The organism is Streptococcus parasanguinis, assembly GCF_016648925.1.
Lineage (GTDB): Bacteria > Bacillota > Bacilli > Lactobacillales > Streptococcaceae > Streptococcus.
Genome location: NZ_JACLQX010000005.1, coordinates 45,637 through 63,948, shown reverse-complemented (window position 1 = coordinate 63,948; position 18,312 = coordinate 45,637). Strand labels below are relative to the sequence as shown.

At 41.2% G+C, this 18,312-nt stretch carries 13 protein-coding genes; 3 read left to right on the top strand and 10 right to left on the bottom strand.

Annotated features, from left to right (window positions below; genetic code table 11):
- Positions 1–56 precede the first annotated feature (56 nt).
- A complete protein-coding gene (locus tag H7T97_RS02980; protein WP_201089347.1) occupies positions 57–2,021 on the top strand; it encodes a peptide ABC transporter substrate-binding protein in 1,965 nt (654 codons plus the stop codon).
- 332 nt (positions 2,022–2,353) lie between these two features.
- On the opposite strand, the gene H7T97_RS02975 is transcribed toward H7T97_RS02980, so the two are convergent.
- The 6 genes from H7T97_RS02975 to H7T97_RS02950 form a co-directional block, all read right to left on the bottom strand.
- Positions 2,354–4,357, bottom strand: a complete 2,004-nt coding sequence (locus H7T97_RS02975) for an FtsX-like permease family protein (RefSeq protein ID WP_201089345.1) — start codon at positions 4,355–4,357, stop codon at positions 2,354–2,356.
- Positions 4,350–5,117, bottom strand: coding sequence for an ABC transporter ATP-binding protein (locus H7T97_RS02970; RefSeq protein ID WP_031576714.1), 768 nt, complete (start codon positions 5,115–5,117; stop codon positions 4,350–4,352). The genes H7T97_RS02975 and H7T97_RS02970 overlap by 8 nt, the downstream gene beginning before the upstream one ends.
- 176 nt (positions 5,118–5,293) lie before the next feature.
- A complete protein-coding gene (locus H7T97_RS02965) occupies positions 5,294–5,857 on the bottom strand; it encodes a hypothetical protein (RefSeq protein WP_201089343.1) in 564 nt (187 codons plus the stop codon).
- Between the two features lie 213 nt (positions 5,858–6,070).
- Positions 6,071–7,189 (bottom strand): DUF4767 domain-containing protein, encoded by a 1,119-nt coding sequence (locus H7T97_RS02960; protein WP_201089341.1) that lies wholly within the window; start codon positions 7,187–7,189, stop codon positions 6,071–6,073.
- Positions 7,190–7,272: 83 nt separating this feature from the next.
- Entirely contained in the window at positions 7,273–8,130 is an 858-nt protein-coding gene (locus H7T97_RS02955; RefSeq protein WP_201089339.1) for an alpha/beta hydrolase, read from the bottom strand.
- A complete protein-coding gene (locus H7T97_RS02950) occupies positions 8,117–9,409 on the bottom strand; it encodes a PTS transporter subunit EIIC (RefSeq protein WP_201089387.1) in 1,293 nt (430 codons plus the stop codon). Before H7T97_RS02950 ends, H7T97_RS02955 begins: the two co-directional genes overlap by 14 nt.
- 319 nt (positions 9,410–9,728) lie before the next feature.
- Here H7T97_RS02950 and H7T97_RS02945 point away from each other — a divergent pair, with 319 nt between their 5' ends.
- On the top strand, positions 9,729–11,123 hold the full coding sequence (locus tag H7T97_RS02945; RefSeq protein ID WP_201089337.1) for an MFS transporter: 1,395 nt from the start codon (positions 9,729–9,731) through the stop codon (positions 11,121–11,123).
- Between the two features lie 506 nt (positions 11,124–11,629).
- Complete coding sequence (locus H7T97_RS02940) at positions 11,630–12,325, top strand: VIT1/CCC1 transporter family protein (RefSeq protein WP_049473149.1); 696 nt, start codon at positions 11,630–11,632, stop codon at positions 12,323–12,325.
- Between the two features lie 28 nt (positions 12,326–12,353).
- Here H7T97_RS02940 and H7T97_RS02935 read toward each other — a convergent pair whose 3' ends face one another.
- From H7T97_RS02935 to H7T97_RS02920, 4 genes are all read right to left on the bottom strand, one after another.
- On the bottom strand, positions 12,354–12,893 hold the full coding sequence (locus H7T97_RS02935) for an NADPH-dependent FMN reductase (RefSeq protein ID WP_201089336.1): 540 nt from the start codon (positions 12,891–12,893) through the stop codon (positions 12,354–12,356).
- Between the two features lie 167 nt (positions 12,894–13,060).
- Positions 13,061–13,984 (bottom strand): L-lactate dehydrogenase, encoded by a 924-nt coding sequence (locus tag H7T97_RS02930; RefSeq protein WP_201089334.1) that lies wholly within the window; start codon positions 13,982–13,984, stop codon positions 13,061–13,063.
- Between the two features lie 153 nt (positions 13,985–14,137).
- Positions 14,138–15,025 carry an Rpn family recombination-promoting nuclease/putative transposase gene (locus H7T97_RS02925; protein WP_070450380.1) on the bottom strand — a complete coding sequence of 296 codons (888 nt, stop codon included), beginning with the start codon at positions 15,023–15,025 and terminating at the stop codon, positions 14,138–14,140.
- A gap of 195 nt (positions 15,026–15,220) precedes the next feature.
- Positions 15,221–18,265: a type I restriction endonuclease subunit R gene (locus tag H7T97_RS02920; RefSeq protein ID WP_201089332.1), complete on the bottom strand. Its 3,045-nt coding sequence runs from the start codon at positions 18,263–18,265 to the stop codon at positions 15,221–15,223.
- Positions 18,266–18,312: the final 47 nt, after the last annotated feature.

Here is an 18,312-nt window from a genome sequence, read left to right as displayed (position 1 = left end):
ATTTTATAGATTGATTGGAGTATAATAATTAAAATTATTCAAAAGGAGACACGAATATGAAAAAATCGAAGCTTGCTCTTTTAGCAGGTGTCGCCGCGGCTTCAACGCTTTTCCTTGCAGCATGTGGCTCATCTTCTAATGCGTCAAAAGGGACTACTTACAACTACGTGTATGGTACAGACCCTGATTCCTTGAACTATTTGACTTCAAATCGTTCAACTACAAGCGACATTACAACCAACTTGGTCGATGGTTTGTTTGAAAACGATCAATACGGTAACTTAGTGCCTGCTCTTGCTGAGGACTGGTCCGTTTCAAAAGATGGTCTGACTTATACTTACAAGCTTCGAAAAGATGCGAAGTGGTATGATTCAGAAGGAAATGAATACGCTGACGTCACTGCACAAGATTTCGTGACATCTCTAAAATACGTAGCAGATAAAAAATCGGATGCTCTTTACTTGGTTCAAAACTCAGTCAAAGGCTTGGATGACTATGTAAACGGGAAAACCAAAGACTTCTCAACCGTTGGGGTAAAAGCTGTTGATGATCACACTCTTCAATACACTTTGAACCAACCAGAATCTTTCTGGAATTCTAAATTGACGACTGCTACCATGATGCCAGTTAATGAAAAATTCTTGGAATCAGCTGGGAAAGACTTTGGTAGCGTGAAACCAAATGGTATCCTCTACAATGGTCCATACATTTTGAAATCCTTCACTTCAAAATCACAAATCGAGTTGGATAAAAACCCTGATTACTACGACAAGAAAAATGTTCACATCGATACGGTTAAATTGACTTACTTCGATGGATCTGACCAAGACTATCTTGCTCGTAACTTCTCAGATGGGAACCTATCTACTGCTCGTCTCTTCCCAACAAGCTCAACTTACAGTACGATTGAGAAGAAATTCAAGGATAACATCGTTTATTCCCCACAAGATTCTACTGTTTACTACGCTTACTTCAACGTCAACCGTCAAAATTACGGCCATACGAAGAAGACATCTGATGAGCAAAAGAACAGCACGAAGACAGCCCTTCAAAACAAAAACTTCCGTCAAGCTTTGAACTTCGCTTTGGATAGAACTTCCTACAGCGCTCAAGTGAATGGGAAAGACGGAGCATCAAAAACTCTACGTACCCTTCTAGTTCCACCGACATTTGTGCAAGCAGACGGGAAAGACTTCGGTACGCTCGTTGAAGAAAAACTTGCCGCAACAGGAGATGAGTGGAAAGGTGTGAGCTTTGCTGATGCTCAAGATAGCTTGCACAATGTGGATAAAGCAAAAGCAGAACTTGAAAAAGCAAAATCTGAATTGCAATCACAAGGTGTTCAATTCCCAATCCATATCGACTATGTTGTAGACCAATCTTCTAATGCTCTTGTCCAACAAGCAGACTCTATGAAGAGCTCTATTGAAACAGCTCTTGGTAAAGACAATGTCGTGATCGATGTTCAAAAATTGTCTACAGATGATGCAGACAACGCTACTTACTTTGCCCAATCACCAGATCAAAAAGACTTTGACATGGATATCACTGGTTGGGGACCTGACTTCCAAGACCCATCTACTTACTTGAATATCTTGAACCCAACAGATGGTTCAACCTTGACTGGTATGGGACTTGATCCTAAGAAAGACCAAGCGCTCATCGAGAAAATTGGTTTGAATCAATACAAAGAATTGCTAGATGCTGCCAATGCTGAAAAATTGGATACCAATGCACGTTATGAAAAATACGCTGATGCCCAAGCTTGGTTGACTGAAAACGCAATGGTTCTTCCAATCTACTCTAAGGGTGGAGTACCATCTATCACGAAGGTAACACCATTCTCAGCAGCAAATTCTGCAATTGGTATTAAAGGTGAAACAACCTTCTTCAAATACCAAAAACTTCAAGATAAGACAGTTACAACTGCCGAACATGAAAAAGCTTATAAGAATTGGTTGAAAGAAAAAGAAGAATCAAACAAAAAAGCGCAAGAAGAACTTGCAAAACACGTGAAATAATCGCGATAAAAAACACCGAGGATATAATCCTCGGTGTTTTTGGTTAAGGATAAAACTATCTTTGAAACTTTCCTTAGGTGAGTACGGACGTTAGCGAACTTCTCCGAAGTTCCATAACTTAGTTTTGAACCTAAAGTTTCAAAACTCCCGAATGCTAGAAATACTTTATTTCTAGCACTTTTCTCACGGCGGAAAGTTTCAGTATTTGTTTAAATAAGCTTTAAAACATACATTATTATAATTCTTTCCGCAACACTTAGCTTGTTCTATGAAAAAAACAGTTTGTCTACTTATCGGCTTTTTCATTTCCCAATCTTTTATAGACTCGAACGCTATCTCACGACAATCTTTCGATAACTTCTAGAAGTCAGAAGAAAGACGAGAACATAAGAGATGAAAAAGACAGCGCAGACAGAAAGAGTCGTTTGAAGAACCAAGCCCGTATTGGTTGCTCCTAAGATGGCAACGATTTTTGCGATCATCTTGTAGGCTACTCCTAGGTACAAGAAGGAGAAGAATAATGGGAGGAAAAAGACGGTGAGAATTTGTTTGCGAATGGTGGTGGCCGTTTGCTTTTGGTCCAATCCTACTTGTTGCAAGATCACAAAATTTTCCCGGTCCTCATAGCCTTCTGAAATCTGTTTGTAGTAAATCACGAGAACCGTAGCTAATAGAAAGATCACCGATAGAAAAATCCCGATAAATAGAAGAGTCCCTGCTGTTTCACGCCAATCTTTCTCTATACTGTATCGATCAAATCCACCAAAATAAGTCGCATCATATTGACTGATTTTGTCTGTCGAATACAGCTCTTTGATCAAGCCAGAAATAAAATCTTGGTTATCTTTATTTTTAGCAGTAATAGAGAATTCCAAATTTTTATCAACTTTTAGTCCCAGTTGGTTCAAGTCAGGGAGGACCAGGTACAAGCCCATTTGGTGTTGAAACAGGTCGGATTGAGGGAGTTTCCCTTGGATAAAATTGGAGTTTAGCTTTTCTTTAATCGTGAAGGTCTTCCCATTGATTTCTAATTGTGCGTCTAATCTTCCAGGATACTGATATCCATAGGCTAAGATTTCATTTTCACCAAGCTCAACTTTTTGCCCGGTCAGTTGCTCATAAGTCGCCTGATCAAAAAAGTAGACTGTTCCTTCTGACTTCAACTCCTGACCAGTTGATGGAGTGGACTGCTCATACACCTCTAAGACCTTTCCATCAATCTTTCGAATTTCAGCCGACCAGTATGTTGTCTGTGCCACCTGATAATCTGATAGATTTGTCGCATCGGCTGTTTTCTTAATTTGAGCTTGAACATCCTTGATAACCGGTTCTGTCTCAGCATCTGAAGGCATATGCCCCACACTAATCATGTAATCAGAAGGGTAAACAGTATCTAGGTAGTTCTGCCCTCCAATAAAGATATTGAGCGACCCGGTTAAGGTTACCAAGACCATGGTGGAAAGAATACTAATGGTCGCAAGGCCCGCTGCATTTTTTCGCATCCGAGCGATTAAGTTAGAGACGGATATAAAATTCTCTGGCTTGTAATAGTAGGATTTCCTACCTTTGAGAAATCTTAAGAAGGTAATGGAGCCTGCGTTGAATAAGAGATAAGTCGCCAGAATGACCAAAATGACAGCAATAAAGAATCCTTGAACAGCAGCTACCGGACGCTCAACGGTTAGCGCTATATAAAACGCAATTCCTAAGAGCCCAAGTCCTAAAAGAGTTTGGACCAGCAAGAAGCGTCCCTTCTTCTCTCCTGCTTTTTTCTGTTGCATGAGGTGGAGGGAACTGTAGCGCAAGAGGCGGAAAGAATTCAACAAGAGAATGAGGCCAAAAGCTAAGGCTAACCCAAGTAAAGTGTCAATGACAGCTCCTAGCTGGAAGGTTGATTGAATGACGACTGGTAGCCCCATACATTTTAGGAGCAAGGCGAAAATCAAGCGATCAAACAAGAGTCCCAAACCCAGTCCTACTCCAACTGTGAGAACATAGAAGAAGAGCAATTCCCATAAGGTCATGATGAGGAGATGCTTCTTCTCCATTCCCAGAACACTGTAGAGTCCCAGTTCTTTGGAACGATTTTTCATGACGTAGCCATTGGCATAAGCCACCAAAATGATGACGACCAGCTGGACGACGAAACTGCCAAAACCAAGAACAGTTCTCGCCGATCCCCCTCCGTAAGAATCCTCTAAATGAGGGGTCAATGACAAGGCGATAAAACTATAAAGGATCATGGTCGTTAAAATGACAGCTATAGCGAAAGGATAATACAACTTGCGATTTTGTTTGAGGTTGGAAAGTGCTAATTTACTTGTTAATTTAAACATCAGGATCCTCCTTTCCCGCCATGACCGTCAGAGTATCTGAGATTTCTTGGAACATCTGACGCTCTGTCTTTTCCCCACGAAAGATCTGGTTGTAAAGAATCCCGTCCTTGATAAAGAGCACGCGCTTGGCCCGAGCTGCTGCTGCGGTTGAGTGGGTCACCATGAGAATGGTTTGCCCCATGGTATTGATATCTTCAAAGACATCTAGCAAAGCTGCCGAAGACTTGGAATCCAGCGCCCCTGTTGGCTCATCCGCAAGAAGGATTTCAGGTGAGGTGATGATGGCCCGTGCTACGGCTACCCGTTGCTTTTGTCCACCAGAGATTTCGTAAGGGTATTTTTCTAAGAGCTGGTGAATGCCCAACTCCCGACTCACGCTATCGACCTTACTCATCATTTCCTTGATTGGTCTGCGGGAAAGGACCAAGGGCAGGAGGATATTGTCCTTGACAGATAAGGTGTCGAGCAGGTTGAAATCTTGAAAGACAAAGCCTAGTTTTTCCCGGCGGAAGCTGGAGGCGTCCTTGTTTTTGATGGTTGAGGTATCGGTGCCATTGAGGTAGACCCGCCCTTCCGTCGGCTGATCCAGCATGGCTAGGATATTGAGGAGGGTGGATTTCCCGGATCCTGATTCCCCCATGATAGCCACGTACTCACCCTTTTCCACGGTGAAGTGAATATCCTTTAAGGCTTCAACCTGCGTTCCTTGAAAGCGGGTTTTGTAAATTTTTTTGATATGTTGAACGTCTAGTAGGGTCATGGTCCATTCCTTTCTAGCTCGATAAAAGCTTCAATCGTTTTTTACAAATCTATTGTACTAAAACTGAAACGCTTTCACCATAACATAACCTTACATTTTACCCTTTATTTCTTACATTTTTGTAAGAAAGCAAAAATAGGCTAGGACTTGAGGTCCTACCCTATTTTTTTCATTGATTATTCAGCTGATGAAGAGAGCAATGGCGCAATTGATTTATATGCACTTTCAAGAGCTTGTTTCATAGTGTCACGTCCAGATTTCAATTGTTGTACAAAAACAGTACGCCCTTGTTCAGGAACAACCGTATCATCTGAACCACCAGTTGAAAGTGCTGTATCAAATTGAGTTTTTGATTCGTCCAATGTCTTGAGAGCTGGCTCTACTTGTTGAGTATATATAGATCTATGTGATTCTGGAATTTGATCGCCAAGATCTTGAGCATATTTTTTATAGTTATCCACTAATTTACTATAAAGAGTTTTCATATCACCAATTGTTTTGGCGTTATCGATTTCTTCATCAGTCAACAAGACAATTTCTGGAATTTTAACAGAAGAGGTTGCTGATTTAGATGATTTAGATGAGCTTTTTGATTTGCTTTCTGAAGTAGATGATTTTTCTACTTTGCTAGAAGAAGCTTTTGCATCTTTGCTTGATGATTCTGAAGCAGTTTTACCAGAACAAGCTGCTAACGTTGCAACTGACAAGAGAGCCACACCGGCTGTAAGAAGTTTTTTCATATTTTTTCTCCTATAAATAAAGAATGAATATATTTTAAATGATTTTCCTTCAATTGTCAAACATTTTCTGTTTTTAAATGCCTATATACTGCTAATTATCACTAGCTTTTAACATATTTTATATCCTAAAAATTATTTCTTTTATTGTGTTTTTATTCATTCTTTGAATAAACAAAACCAGAAAAACAGTCCTTTTCTGGTTTATTCTTCTTTTTATTGATGAAGCAACTGCGTAAATTCTTCTTGAAGTTCCTTGTTGTCCGTTGGTTTTAGATACATCTTTCCACCATTAGTCGTTGGAGAATGAAAGACAATGCCTTCTCCTGTATCTGTAATGGCAAAGAAATAACTATGCACATCTGGATACTTGTCCCAATTGCTATAGCGTTCCACGATGCGGTATTTTGCATTTCCTTGACCAGTATCTGTATAAATGGCATCCATCTTACTATTTTCCCCTAGAGTATAGAGGTTGTCTGGTCCTACATCACCGCCAGCGATGCCTTTTTGATAGTTGGGTTGGCCCATCTTTTCGCCCCAGGTCTTCATAAATTCTGCTAATTTGGCTGATTTTTCAGCATTCCAAGGCGTTTTTTCCTGACTTTGGCTATTTCCCGATGATGGTGTGCTGTCAAAAGTTTGCCAATCGAAACTCTTGAGATCCAGTTTATCCTCATCCGATTTTCCAAAGAGGGCATTCAGATCTGACCCCGGTACTTGGACTTCTTCTTCCTGGACTTTGGTCGCGGCTTGAGGCGTCTTTTCTATCCGTGAGAGCACAGCTACCCCACGGCCAGTTCCTGACATCCAGCTGACTTCTAAGACTTCTCCTCCCTTATAGAGGGTCGTCGCATTGCGCGCTCCACCGTGTCCAGCGACGAAACCTTCAGCTAGTAGAGTCGGTTTTTGGTCCTTGAGGTAATAAACTCCTGTCACAAAGTAACTGCCATCGGTCTGCTGATTGGCGATGATCATCTCCTCTACCCCATCGTTATTTAAGTCCTTAAAGGCATAGCGAACGGCATCTGGCTGATTGATCACGGTCTCGATCACCCAGCTATTGATCATCCGATCTTCTTTGGCAAATGCATCATTCAATTTGGAAATAGCATCTAAATCTTTTGAAGTGGCAAAAATCTTTTGGTAGTCTGAAAAAACAGACTGGTATAATTGTTTGTTATCTGTTTTTTTCGCTTGTTTCTTTGCTGAAGTCTGGCTTGTTGCAGCCTCTTTTTTGGGACTGGACTGGCGTTGGTATCTCTGGTAACATCCTGTTAACATGACCATACTCGAAGCCACTAAGCCCAATTGCATCCATTTTTTTCTTTTCATCTTATTTCCTATAGTCTCCCTTATTTTCATACTAAACTTTATTATACTAAAAAAAAGGTGAGGAAGGAATCCCTTCTTCACACTTAGTTTTCTTTATTCGGATTCTTTCTACGATCCGTTTGACTTTCAATATGCTCTTTCACCAAGGCAACCACCTCATCATTGGTTGGAAGGTCCGAGTGCTGGGCATCTTCCCCCGTCACTGTGATCTCCGTATAACTAGCAGCTTGGTTTTGGTAGATATATTTCCCAGCAGAAACACTGGCATCTGGGACCAACTCATCGGAATCATAGGTGATGGTTCCTGCTACTGAATACATATGAAGCGTATTGGGGATGGCTTTTTTTCCCTTGATAAAATCGGCCAACATCTCAGATTTATTTTGAATATTGGTTTCCGTGAAATTATAGGGAGTTCCGATGGTCATGAGGGTCTTTAGATCCACATCATAATCTTCTAGATAATTTTCGATAAAGGCTGTATAAATCAAGCCCCCGTTAGAATGACCCAAGCCCTTGAAATTATTAAAATTGTATTTTTCTTGAAGGGCTTCAAAGGCTTGATTGAATAGTTTAGCCTGCTTTTTAATATTGCTATAGCCATCTTTGTTGTTTTCAAAACCAACTACAATTACCGGCTCATTGTCCTTGGCATCCATACTTCCACTATAGGTGATATGCCCATCATTCCAAACTTTGACCTTGAGCAGGCTGTGTTTGGTTCCTTGGCGGTCTTGGTTGAGCTTGGTCACCAAGCCATCAAAGCGATTCTCTGTTGCGGAACTTCCTGGAATCATGATGATGGGAGACAATTTTGAATTATAAAATTTCTCAATTTTTGAAACATTGGTCCGAGTCCAGCTATAAGAAGGAATGGCTAAAGCGATCAAGAAAAGACTGACCAAAGTAAGGACGATGGCTGTTTTTTTAGATTGCTTCATCGCTTTCTCCTTTCACTTTTAAATCTTTTCGAATACGATTTCCCATACGGACAAATGGTAGATAAAGGAGCACATCGACGGCAAAACAAAGGAGACTCACAGCTAAGGCTCTCAGACTTCCTCCCGTTCCAATAAAGGCATAGAGAAGGCTAGGAGTCCCATCTGGCACTGGATAGACAGCCGCTGGCATCAGTTTGAAGCACAAAGCCACTGCTGCAATTCCCATATTCACCAAGGGGATCAATAAAAAGGGAATCACATAAAGCAGATTGAGAAGGACCGGGATTCCGACCATGAATGGAGCACCATTGTTAAAGAGACTTGGAAAGAGACTGAGGAGGCTGACTTTCTTGTCCTTTTGACTTCGTGAAACCAATAAGATTGCAACCAAAAGTGCTAGGACAGCACCAACTCCTGCCACCATGCCAAAACTGCGGTACAAATTGGTCAAGGTATAGAGATGAGGAATTCCTGTCGTCGTATGATGCGTCACAGCGTAGGTCAGATTTTCCAGGGCAAAACTATCATCCGCAATTGAGTTCAAGGCAAAGGCTTGACTGTTGCCGACCCAAGCAGACAGGCCACTAAATAATCCCATAGCAAAGGTCGACAGCAGATGATGGCTGCTTACAGTGAGAGAAGCCAAGAACTGTTGGATAGTCTGAAAAATATTAAATTGGTTCCCAAGAACCAAAAGAAGATTGAGGCTGACCCCTAGAACTAAGGATAAGAAAATGGGACGCACCGTCTTGGGTTGATAGATGAAATCCTTGTCTACAATCTGGTCGTCACTGGCCTTGGATAGACGAAAGATCTGCCCAATTAGATAGCCTAAAAAAATCGCTAAGACGATATTGGTCGTCGCAGGTAAGGTGATACGCGTCAGTTGCCCGTCATGGAGGGGTCCCACCAACAATTCCTGAGACCCCACTATTAGACTGACCAAAAGAGCTGTCACTCCAGCTGTCCCTGTACTTCTACCATAGTGCCCAGCTGTATATTTTCCAGCGAAGTAGGTCACTAAAGGCCCAGCTAGACCTCCTAAAAAATTGGAAAAATTAATGAGGACTTGGCTAATTGCCTGATCCCATGGCAACCAACTATCCATCGAAAAGAGCTGATGGATATAGCCTCGATCGGAGAAGACCGATAGAGCGATCACCCGAATAATACCTGAAAATAGGAAAAAGGGAAATAAGGAAACCAACGTTTTCTGGGAAATTTGAATCAAACTTTTTTCTCGTAACCAGAAAAATTTCTGGACTAAATACTTGGTCATGGCGCCCCCATTCGTGTTTAGTGATTTGTTCATGTTTCTTACTTTCTTCTTATTATATCATACTGGCGAGTGATCTCTTCTGTTTGGAGACGCTCCAACTTTTGAGAACACTTTTAAAATTTTCAAAATTTTTCAAAAATTCTTTGACAGGGGTCTTCATTTCCTCTATACTATTTGTTAGCTAACAAAACGATGGATCGGGTTACCGTTGGTCTTGCTATGCTCCTAGCGATTGGAGCTGACGGAAAATCAGATCATTACCATATTTTTTATACTATAGTCCATGTCTATAGGAAGATTTAGGAGGAATCAGACACCGATGTCACAAGAAAAAATTTCAGCCAAGGTCCTGTATGCTATTTTTGCAACAGGGATCCTTTCCTTTTGCGGGGTGGCTGGAGAAACTGCTATGAATATCACCTTCCCAATATTGATGAAGGAATTTGAGATCAATACCGCAACCGTCCAGTGGGTCACCACCATCTATCTTCTAGTGGTTGCCTGTGTAGTCCCCCTATCTGCCTACCTCAAGCGCTCTTTTAAAATGAAGTCCATCTTTTTAGTTGGAAATCTCCTATCTGTTTTAGGTGTTCTCATTGACTTCCTAGCTCCAAGTTTTGGCTTTGTGGTTCTGGGGCGATTGGTCCAAGGAATGGGGGTTGGTTTTGCCCTTCCTCTGATGTTTAATATCATTTTAGAGCAGGTCCCAAAACGCAAGATCGGTCTCATGATGGGAGTGGGGACCCTGATTACAGCCATTGCACCAGCCATTGGGCCTACTGTCGGTGGTCTCTTGACTGCCAACTTCGGTTGGCGGTCCATCTTTTTGGTTCAATTCCCGATCCTTCTAGCTTCGCTAGTTGCTGGACTTCGCTCCATTGAACAAATCAGTACAGTCAAACGAGAAACTCTTGATATCATGATCCTTCTCGCCATTATTGCTTCATTTTTAGGACTGATTTTAGGGATTCACGGTCTCTCTGATCATGCTTTCTTTAGTTTTTCTGTGCTTGGTTGGCTGGTGATTGGGTTCTTGGGACTCGTTCTCTTAGTCTGGCGGTCCAATCGCTTGGAGAGTCCCATTATCAACCTTGCCATCTTAAAGAACCATCTCCTCACTGGCCATGTTCTTGCCTTTTTCACCTTCCAATTAGGCTCACTGGCCATGAGTTTCCTCTTGCCCAATTATGTCCAATTGGTCAACCACTCGAGTACCACGCTTGCAGCCTTGATGCTACTTCCAGGAGCCATCATTGGAGCAGGTTTTGCTCCCTTCTCTGGTCTCATTCTAGATAAGTTGGGTGCCCGCAAACCGATTCTCCTTGGAGCTGCTTTAATCCTTCTGGCCCATTTCCACTTTACCCTCTTTGGCCTGAAGCTGACAAATGGCTTGATTCTCATCTTTTACATGATCTTCATGACCGGTATGGGTCTGGCCTTCGGCAATATCATGACCAACGGACAAAAACAACTCTCTCTAGAAGAGCAACCCGATGCGAACGCGATCTTTAACACTCTGCAACAATTTGCAGGCGCTGTCGGAACAACCCTGGCTTCACTGATCGTTGCCATGAGCCAAGCTAATCAAAAGATGGACTTCACCCAAGCCACTGCTAAAGGAAGTCGCAACGGTTTTATGGTCTTATTTGCCTTGGGCATCTTCCAACTCCTTCTCTTATTTTGGGTTGTTGGGAAAGAACAAGATACGAATTAATTTTTCTCATCAGAAAGGAGCTGGGAATAAACTGTCCAGCCTTCGATCTTTGATAGAAATAACTGTATGACGCAGTGGTTGATTGGCATCTTTGTTCGCTTAATTAAGCTCCAAAGAAGACCTAATGATGGAAACAAAGTTTCCTTTATCTACAACCTTCAACAGTCTCCCAGACTGTTGAAGCTATGCGGGGGAGGGAAAATTGAAAAGGTTTGGGGAACCTTTTCAAACTTTTTAATTTTAGGAGTTCTTTCCCACTCCCTTTTTATTATCCTTTTCTGACCCGTGTGACAATGCCATCAGGATCTTCAAAGGTAAGACCACTTCCGCTAAATAAACCTTGCTAGAATAGGCGTATGCCCTATTCTTTCTTTTTTGCTTGCAATGTCAAAGATTATAACTTAAATTTCATTAAATTGTCGAACTTTTATCATTTGAGTTAAAATCCTTGCTTTCTTTTTGTATTTTATTTATAATCATTCTAAATAAGACAAAGGAGATATTGTATGACTGAAATAAAACATGGAGTAGATGAATCATTTAACGACCGATTGAATATCTTGAGAGCTGCTGTTCTCGGGGCCAATGATGGAATCATTTCTATTGCTGGGGTGGTGATCGGGGTGGCCAGTGCCACACCAAACATCTGGATCATTTTCCTATCTGGCTTATCGGCGATTCTGGCAGGTGCCTTTTCGATGGCAGGCGGTGAGTATGTCTCTGTTTCCACACAAAAAGACACGGAAGAAGCCGCTGTGAACCGCGAACAAGCCTTGTTGGATCGCGATCCAAAGTTAGCAAGAGACTCTCTCTACAATGCTTATCTTCAAAATGGAGAATGCGAAACTTCCGCAAAGATTTTGACAGAACGGGCCTTTCTGAAATATCCCCTCAAAGCCCTGGTCGAAGAGAAATATGGTATCGAATACGAGGAGTTTACCAATCCTTGGCATGCTGCTGCCTCTAGCTTCCTTGCTTTTTCTGTTGGTTCCCTTCCTCCAATGCTCTCTATTATTCTCTTTCCAACTGCCTATCGCATTCCGGTGACGGTCTTCGTTGTTGGACTATCCTTAATCTTCACTGGCTATACCAGTGCAAAACTGGGAAAAGCACCAACCAAGCCAGCTATGCTTCGCAACCTCATCATTGGCCTTCTCACCATGGGTGTGACATACTTCTTCGGACAACTCTTTAGTATCTAAAAAGCTGAGACTTCTGTCTCAGCTTTTCTTATGCTTCTAATAAGGCTTGTGCTTGTTTTTTCAGTCCTTCCACTGCTTCGTCCGTCAAGATTAATTCACCTGTTCCCCAGGCTTCTGGGTTTACGGTTGTTCCAGTGAAGTCTCCCACTACTTGAGTTCGAACGAATGGCAAGAGCGCTTGGTAAGCCGCAAACATTGGCTCATGTCCGGCATTGGCTACTGAAGAAACCGTTACGATCTTGTCCTGAAGGGCAGATGGACCACGCGTTTCTGATAGGTCAAGGGCACGGCTCAGCCAATCGATCAAGTTTTTCACTACGCCTGGAATGGCAAAGTTGTAGACTGGTGAGAAAATCCAGATGGCATCTACAGCAAGAACTGCATCACGCGCTTCCTGCACAGCTGGCAGGGTTGGTGTTTCCAAATCTTGGTTCATCATTGGAATGTCCTTGTAGTCCAAGTAAGTCACCATTGCTTTTCCTTCAAGAAGGCTTTCTGCTTTCTGGGCCATTTGATGGTTGAAAGATCCTTGACGAAGGGATCCGACGATAAATAAAATGTTTTTCATAGTTATTACCTATTTTGTTGTAAGATTATTTGTTACAAGTAATATTATACATACCCTAGATGTAATGTCAAGGATTACAACTTGGAATTTACTAAGCTTTATTAAATTCACTAAGCAAGGGCTAAGACGATTGAGAGGCTAGGACTTTTGTCCCAGCCTCCTCTCTTTTATGCATGCTCCAGCCCTTTTTTTGTGTTTTCCTTGATGGTTTCGGCTGAATGGAGTAATTTTTCTTTTTCTTCTTCTGTCAAATGCAAATCCAATCGTTCAAGAATTCCTTTTCGACCCACGATCGCTGGGTAGCCAAGATAGGTTCCATATTCTGGACGATAGTTAGACACTGGCATTTCCTCGTGGCTATCATTGATCACAGCTTCTGCCAGGCGTTGGGCTGCTGCTGCAATCCCAAAATTGGTATAGAATTTGCCAAAGAAGACCGTGTGGCCACCGCGCAAGGACTCGTAGTTGATGGCGTCAAGCTCTTCTTGAGAGAAGAGATCGGTAATAGCATGTCCTTTGACACGGACCTGACTCCAAGCGACAAATTGAGAATTTCCATGCTCACCAAGATTGTAGCCTGATACACTAGCAGGAGAAACCTGCAAACGATCAGCGACTGCACGCTTCATTCGAGCTGTGTCCAGTAAGGTCCCTGTCCCAATCACCTGCTCTTTTGGAAGGCCGGTATATTGTTGATAGAGTTGAGTGACGGCATCGACCGGATTGGTCACTACCAATAAGACCCCACTAAAGCCAGAAGCCTTCAGATCACGCGCCACTTGCACTACTTGCTTGCTAGTAAAAGGAAGCTCCGCAAAACGGTCATCTGTGTTATTAGCCTGCAACTCGATATTTCCAAGAGTCGACACCACGACATCCGCATCTTTTAAAGCCGCGTAGTCATTGACCGTGATATGCACCGGATACCCCGTATTGGCAACCGTATCACAAAAATCCAAGGCATCTGCCTTGACCTTTTTCTCATTGGTATCAATCAAGACCAAGTGATCACAGGTGTGTTTCAAAATCATGCTGTGGGCCAAGGTCGCACCCACATGCCCCAAACCAATAATACCAATTTTTCTTGTCATCAGAATCCTCTTTTCTAGTATCGATCACACTGTTGGTGAGGATAACTCTTTGTTGACTCTATTCTACCACAATTCTAGAAAGGCGGATTGAAAAAATGGGAAAATTTTCAAGTTTTTTCAAAAAAGAAAAGAGGCGATGCCTCCGTTAAAGACTCAGGAAAGAAGAGCCTTAATTTCTTCAATGGATAAGCCCGTCATATTCGAGATCAACTCAGGCGACATTCCTCGTGAGACCATCTCGCATACCAACTGTTTACGACCTTGCGCCACACCTTGTTCTAGACCTTCTTCGCGTGCTTCGTCAATAGCCGTCTCCATGGTCATATCATAATTTTCTTGAATACGAATCCGCTCGTCTATCATGGTCTTCTCCTCCTTGGTCCAGCTAGATGAATCTAATAATGAATCTGCGTGAGCAACGGCCTGACTGGGAGCTTTTGTAAAGGGAAGATTCCCAAAAAACTCCAACCACTGTCTGCCTGCATCTGTCAGGTTCTCATCTTTATTATACTTGTCTAGCTCTAAAAAGGCAACCTGCAGAAGATTTTGGTGCTTGCCATTTTTATAATAGGCCTTGAGTTGCTTGCCAGATCGGCTATTGGTCAACCAGTATTTGTTGATGGCGGCCTCTTCGTCCAGTAAGAGCGACTTCTCCAAAATCGCAATCCCATAGACGGGCTCCATCTGCTCGTACATCTTATGTGTCTGTCCTTGCTGGCGCAGTTTTTGCACATTCTCCACCAGCTGATTGGCCAAATAGTAATGGAACCGATTCAAGAAATACTGCTGCTTGCGAATCTGGATCTCGATGATCACCTCGGTCCCATCATGGAGCTTGGCTCTCACATCCACCGCAGTGGAGAACAAGTCATCTTCCTCATAAGCCATGCTGTGGGGCTGGCTTCCCTCCACAATCTGAGCGTCCGCCACATCCAGCTCCAAAATATCTCGAATAAAGGCCGTCGTCACCTCCGGCAAACTAAAAATCTTCTTGGCCATGATGTCCAAGGTCGGCGATACATGCGCGTGTCTCTTTTGCATCCTTGCTCCTTTCCGATAAAAAATAGAGGGAAGGTCCCTCTACTTCTATAATTCGAAAAAAATTTGGGGAATGGTTAAAATTTAACCTCTACTGTTTCTTCAATCGACTTATTAATAAGATCCTTAATTAATAAACCCAAACTTTGTTAATAGCGAATCGATATTTTTCTTAAGTAATTATTCTTAGTTTCATGATCAAATACCTGAGTAAACTTCTACTAATGTTTGGATCTTTTGTAGAACTTCTTGTTTCTTACGTTCACGAGCTCCATGTCTACGGGTAGTCGGTGGAATAATCGAATCCAAATCAGCTCCACTATTCTCAGCATAACCACGTTGAATAGATCGATCAATGAATAATTGATAATCTTTTACAAGATTCTCAGATTCTGCTAATTCACGAATAGCGACTGCTTTACGTTCTTTACCATAAGCATAAAATGTATTGATAATTTCATCATGGTCTTTCAGACTCGCTAAATCAGTATCATTGATAAATCCAATCACCAACTCTTCCTTAGCACGAATATCAATACTTGAGCGAATGACACGGCTAACTTCAGCTTTCATTGCTTCTTTAGACTCAGAGTTCTTCGATTTTTCGACAATCAAAGCAAGAATATAGTCTAGATTAATCTCATCTGTTTTTAAGAGCTCAATTTCAAATTCAATATCTGAAAGATCAACACCTAAGTCTTTTGTTCTTTCATAATTTTTAAGATTTAAGAATTCATCTCGAATTTCTACATAAGAACTTCTTAAATCTTGGAGATAACCTTCCGAGATAGGCTTTTCGATTTCCTGAAATTCATCATAATTTCGAAGAACGTTATCAAGCTTCAGAAACTCACCAAACAACTTAACAAATTCTTTTTTATCATGTTCTGTTTCAATTTCTTGTGGATTAGGGAATCTTTCCAGAATTTCCTGACAAACTTCTGTATAACCTTTAACCTTGATACCAGTCACCTGATCCACGAAACCATCCATGTATTCGCTAAAACTTTTTTCTAATATAATATCAAGTTTATTGGTATCCCCAAAGGTTCTAATAGCTTCTTGAGTAGCTTTTTCTAAATCACGGAAACATACGATATTCCCAAAAGGTTTAACCTTGTTAAAAATTCGGTTGGTTCTAGAAAAAGCCTGAATCAAACCATGATAACGTAGGTTTTTATCAACAAAGAGAGTATTCATGGTCGGCGCATCAAAACCTGTCAAGAACATACCCACTACAATCAACAAATCCACTTCCTTGGACTTAACTCGTTTAGAAAGGTCACGATAGTAATTTTGAAACTCTTTCCCATCAGTCGAAAAGTTGGTCTTGAACATTTGATTATAGTCGTAGATTGCCTTAGAAAGAAACTCTTTAGACGAAAGAGGCATGGCTGTATCTTGAGGGTCTAGCTCTTCATCTTGAATTTCTCCATACGCTGACTGTTCTTCGTTAGGCGCAAAGCTAAAGATAGTCGCGACCTTCAAACGCTTAGCTTCTGGTAATGCTGCTTGTTGTCGCTGAAGTTCTTCATAGTATAATTTCGCAGCTTCAATACTTTGTACAGCCAGCATGGCATTAAATCCTGACAGTTGTTTTTGTTTGTGAGTGTAGTGTTGATTTCGGTGCGTCTTATCATTATAAACTCTCAACAGATACTCAGTGATGGTTGCAATTCGTTCAGGATGCAAAAGGAGTTCCTTCTCCATCTTTTTGAGTTTCTTCTCATCGATCTCTCGACCTACTGCCTTTTCTGCTTCTCTATATTTATTGATTTCAGGCTTGATATAGTTGTAATCAACCTTGAACTTCAACACTTTATTGTCTCGAATAGCATCTGTGATAACGTAGTTATGAAGTTGCTCTCCAAAAACCTCTTGTGTTGTTTCTCCTGTTAAGCTGTTTTCTGGGAAAATCGGAGTTCCTGTAAATCCAAATAAGGCATACTGTTTAAAAGCTTTTTTAAGACGCTTTTGCGCTTTCCCAAACTGGGAACGATGACATTCATCAAAGATTAGAACACATTTTTTACTATAGATTTCATGGTTTGGGTTCGCAGTGATAAACTTATTTAATTTTTGAATGGTTGTGACAACAATTCGATCATCATTTTCTTCAATACTACGTTGGAGTTCTTTTGTATTGTTACTACCATTGACTGAATTTGGTTGGAATTTTTGATATTCCTTCATGGTTTGATAGTCTAGATCTTTTCTATCCACCACAAAAATCACTTTGTCAATATAGTCCAACTCTGTTGCTAAACGAGCAGTCTTAAAACTAGTCAAAGTTTTACCAGAACCAGTAGTATGCCAGATATAGCCACAAGCATTGATCGTACCGAAATTCTTCATTTCATTTGTGGAATGAATCTTTCGTAAAATACTCTCCGTTGCTGCTATCTGATAAGGACGCATGATGAGTAAGGTATTATCAGCATCAAAGACACAATACTTGGTCAAGACTTCCAAGAGGACTCGTTTACTCAAGAAAGTAACGGTAAAGTCCTCCAGGTCGTGAATCGTTTTATTTTTTCGGTCTGCCCATTCACAGGTAAACTCATAATGATTTTTATTTTGAGCTGTCGTATTTGCAAAGTAGCGTGTATAAGTTCCATTAGAAATAACAAAGATCTGAATGTATTTGTATAAAGAATTTTCACTATTGAAACTTTCCTTACTATATCTATGGATCTGTTCAAAAGCTTGTTTAAGACTAATCCCTCGTCTCTTTAATTCTATCTGAACTAATGGTAGACCATTCACTAAAATCGTGACATCATAACGGTTAGTATGGCTACCCACTTGGATCACCTGGTTGATGACCTGCATGCTGTTGTTGTGAATGTTTTTCTTATCAAGAATGAAAATATTTTTAATTCGTCCATCATCAAAGACAAAATCATAGATATAATTCTCTTGGATTTTTCGAGTTTTTTCAACTAATCCTTCATTGGGGCAGTCTAAATACTCTACTACAAAGCGCTCCCACTCAGCATTCGTAAACGTTACCTTATTAAGTTTTTCAATTTGCACCTTAGCATTTGCTAAGAGCTCTTCCGGTGTATGAATATTTAAGCGTTCATAGTGGAGATGATTTACCAAATCAGAAATTAACTGATTTTCTAAATCAGCCTCTGACTGATATTCTCGATCCGTGCGATACTCTGGTTGAAACTCAGCCAAGAGAATCCCTTCATTTGTTTCCGCAATTACTTCATGTACTTTTGAATAATCAACCATAGTATGTTCCTTTTTTGTTTTAATTGAGATTCTTTCTCAAAATGATT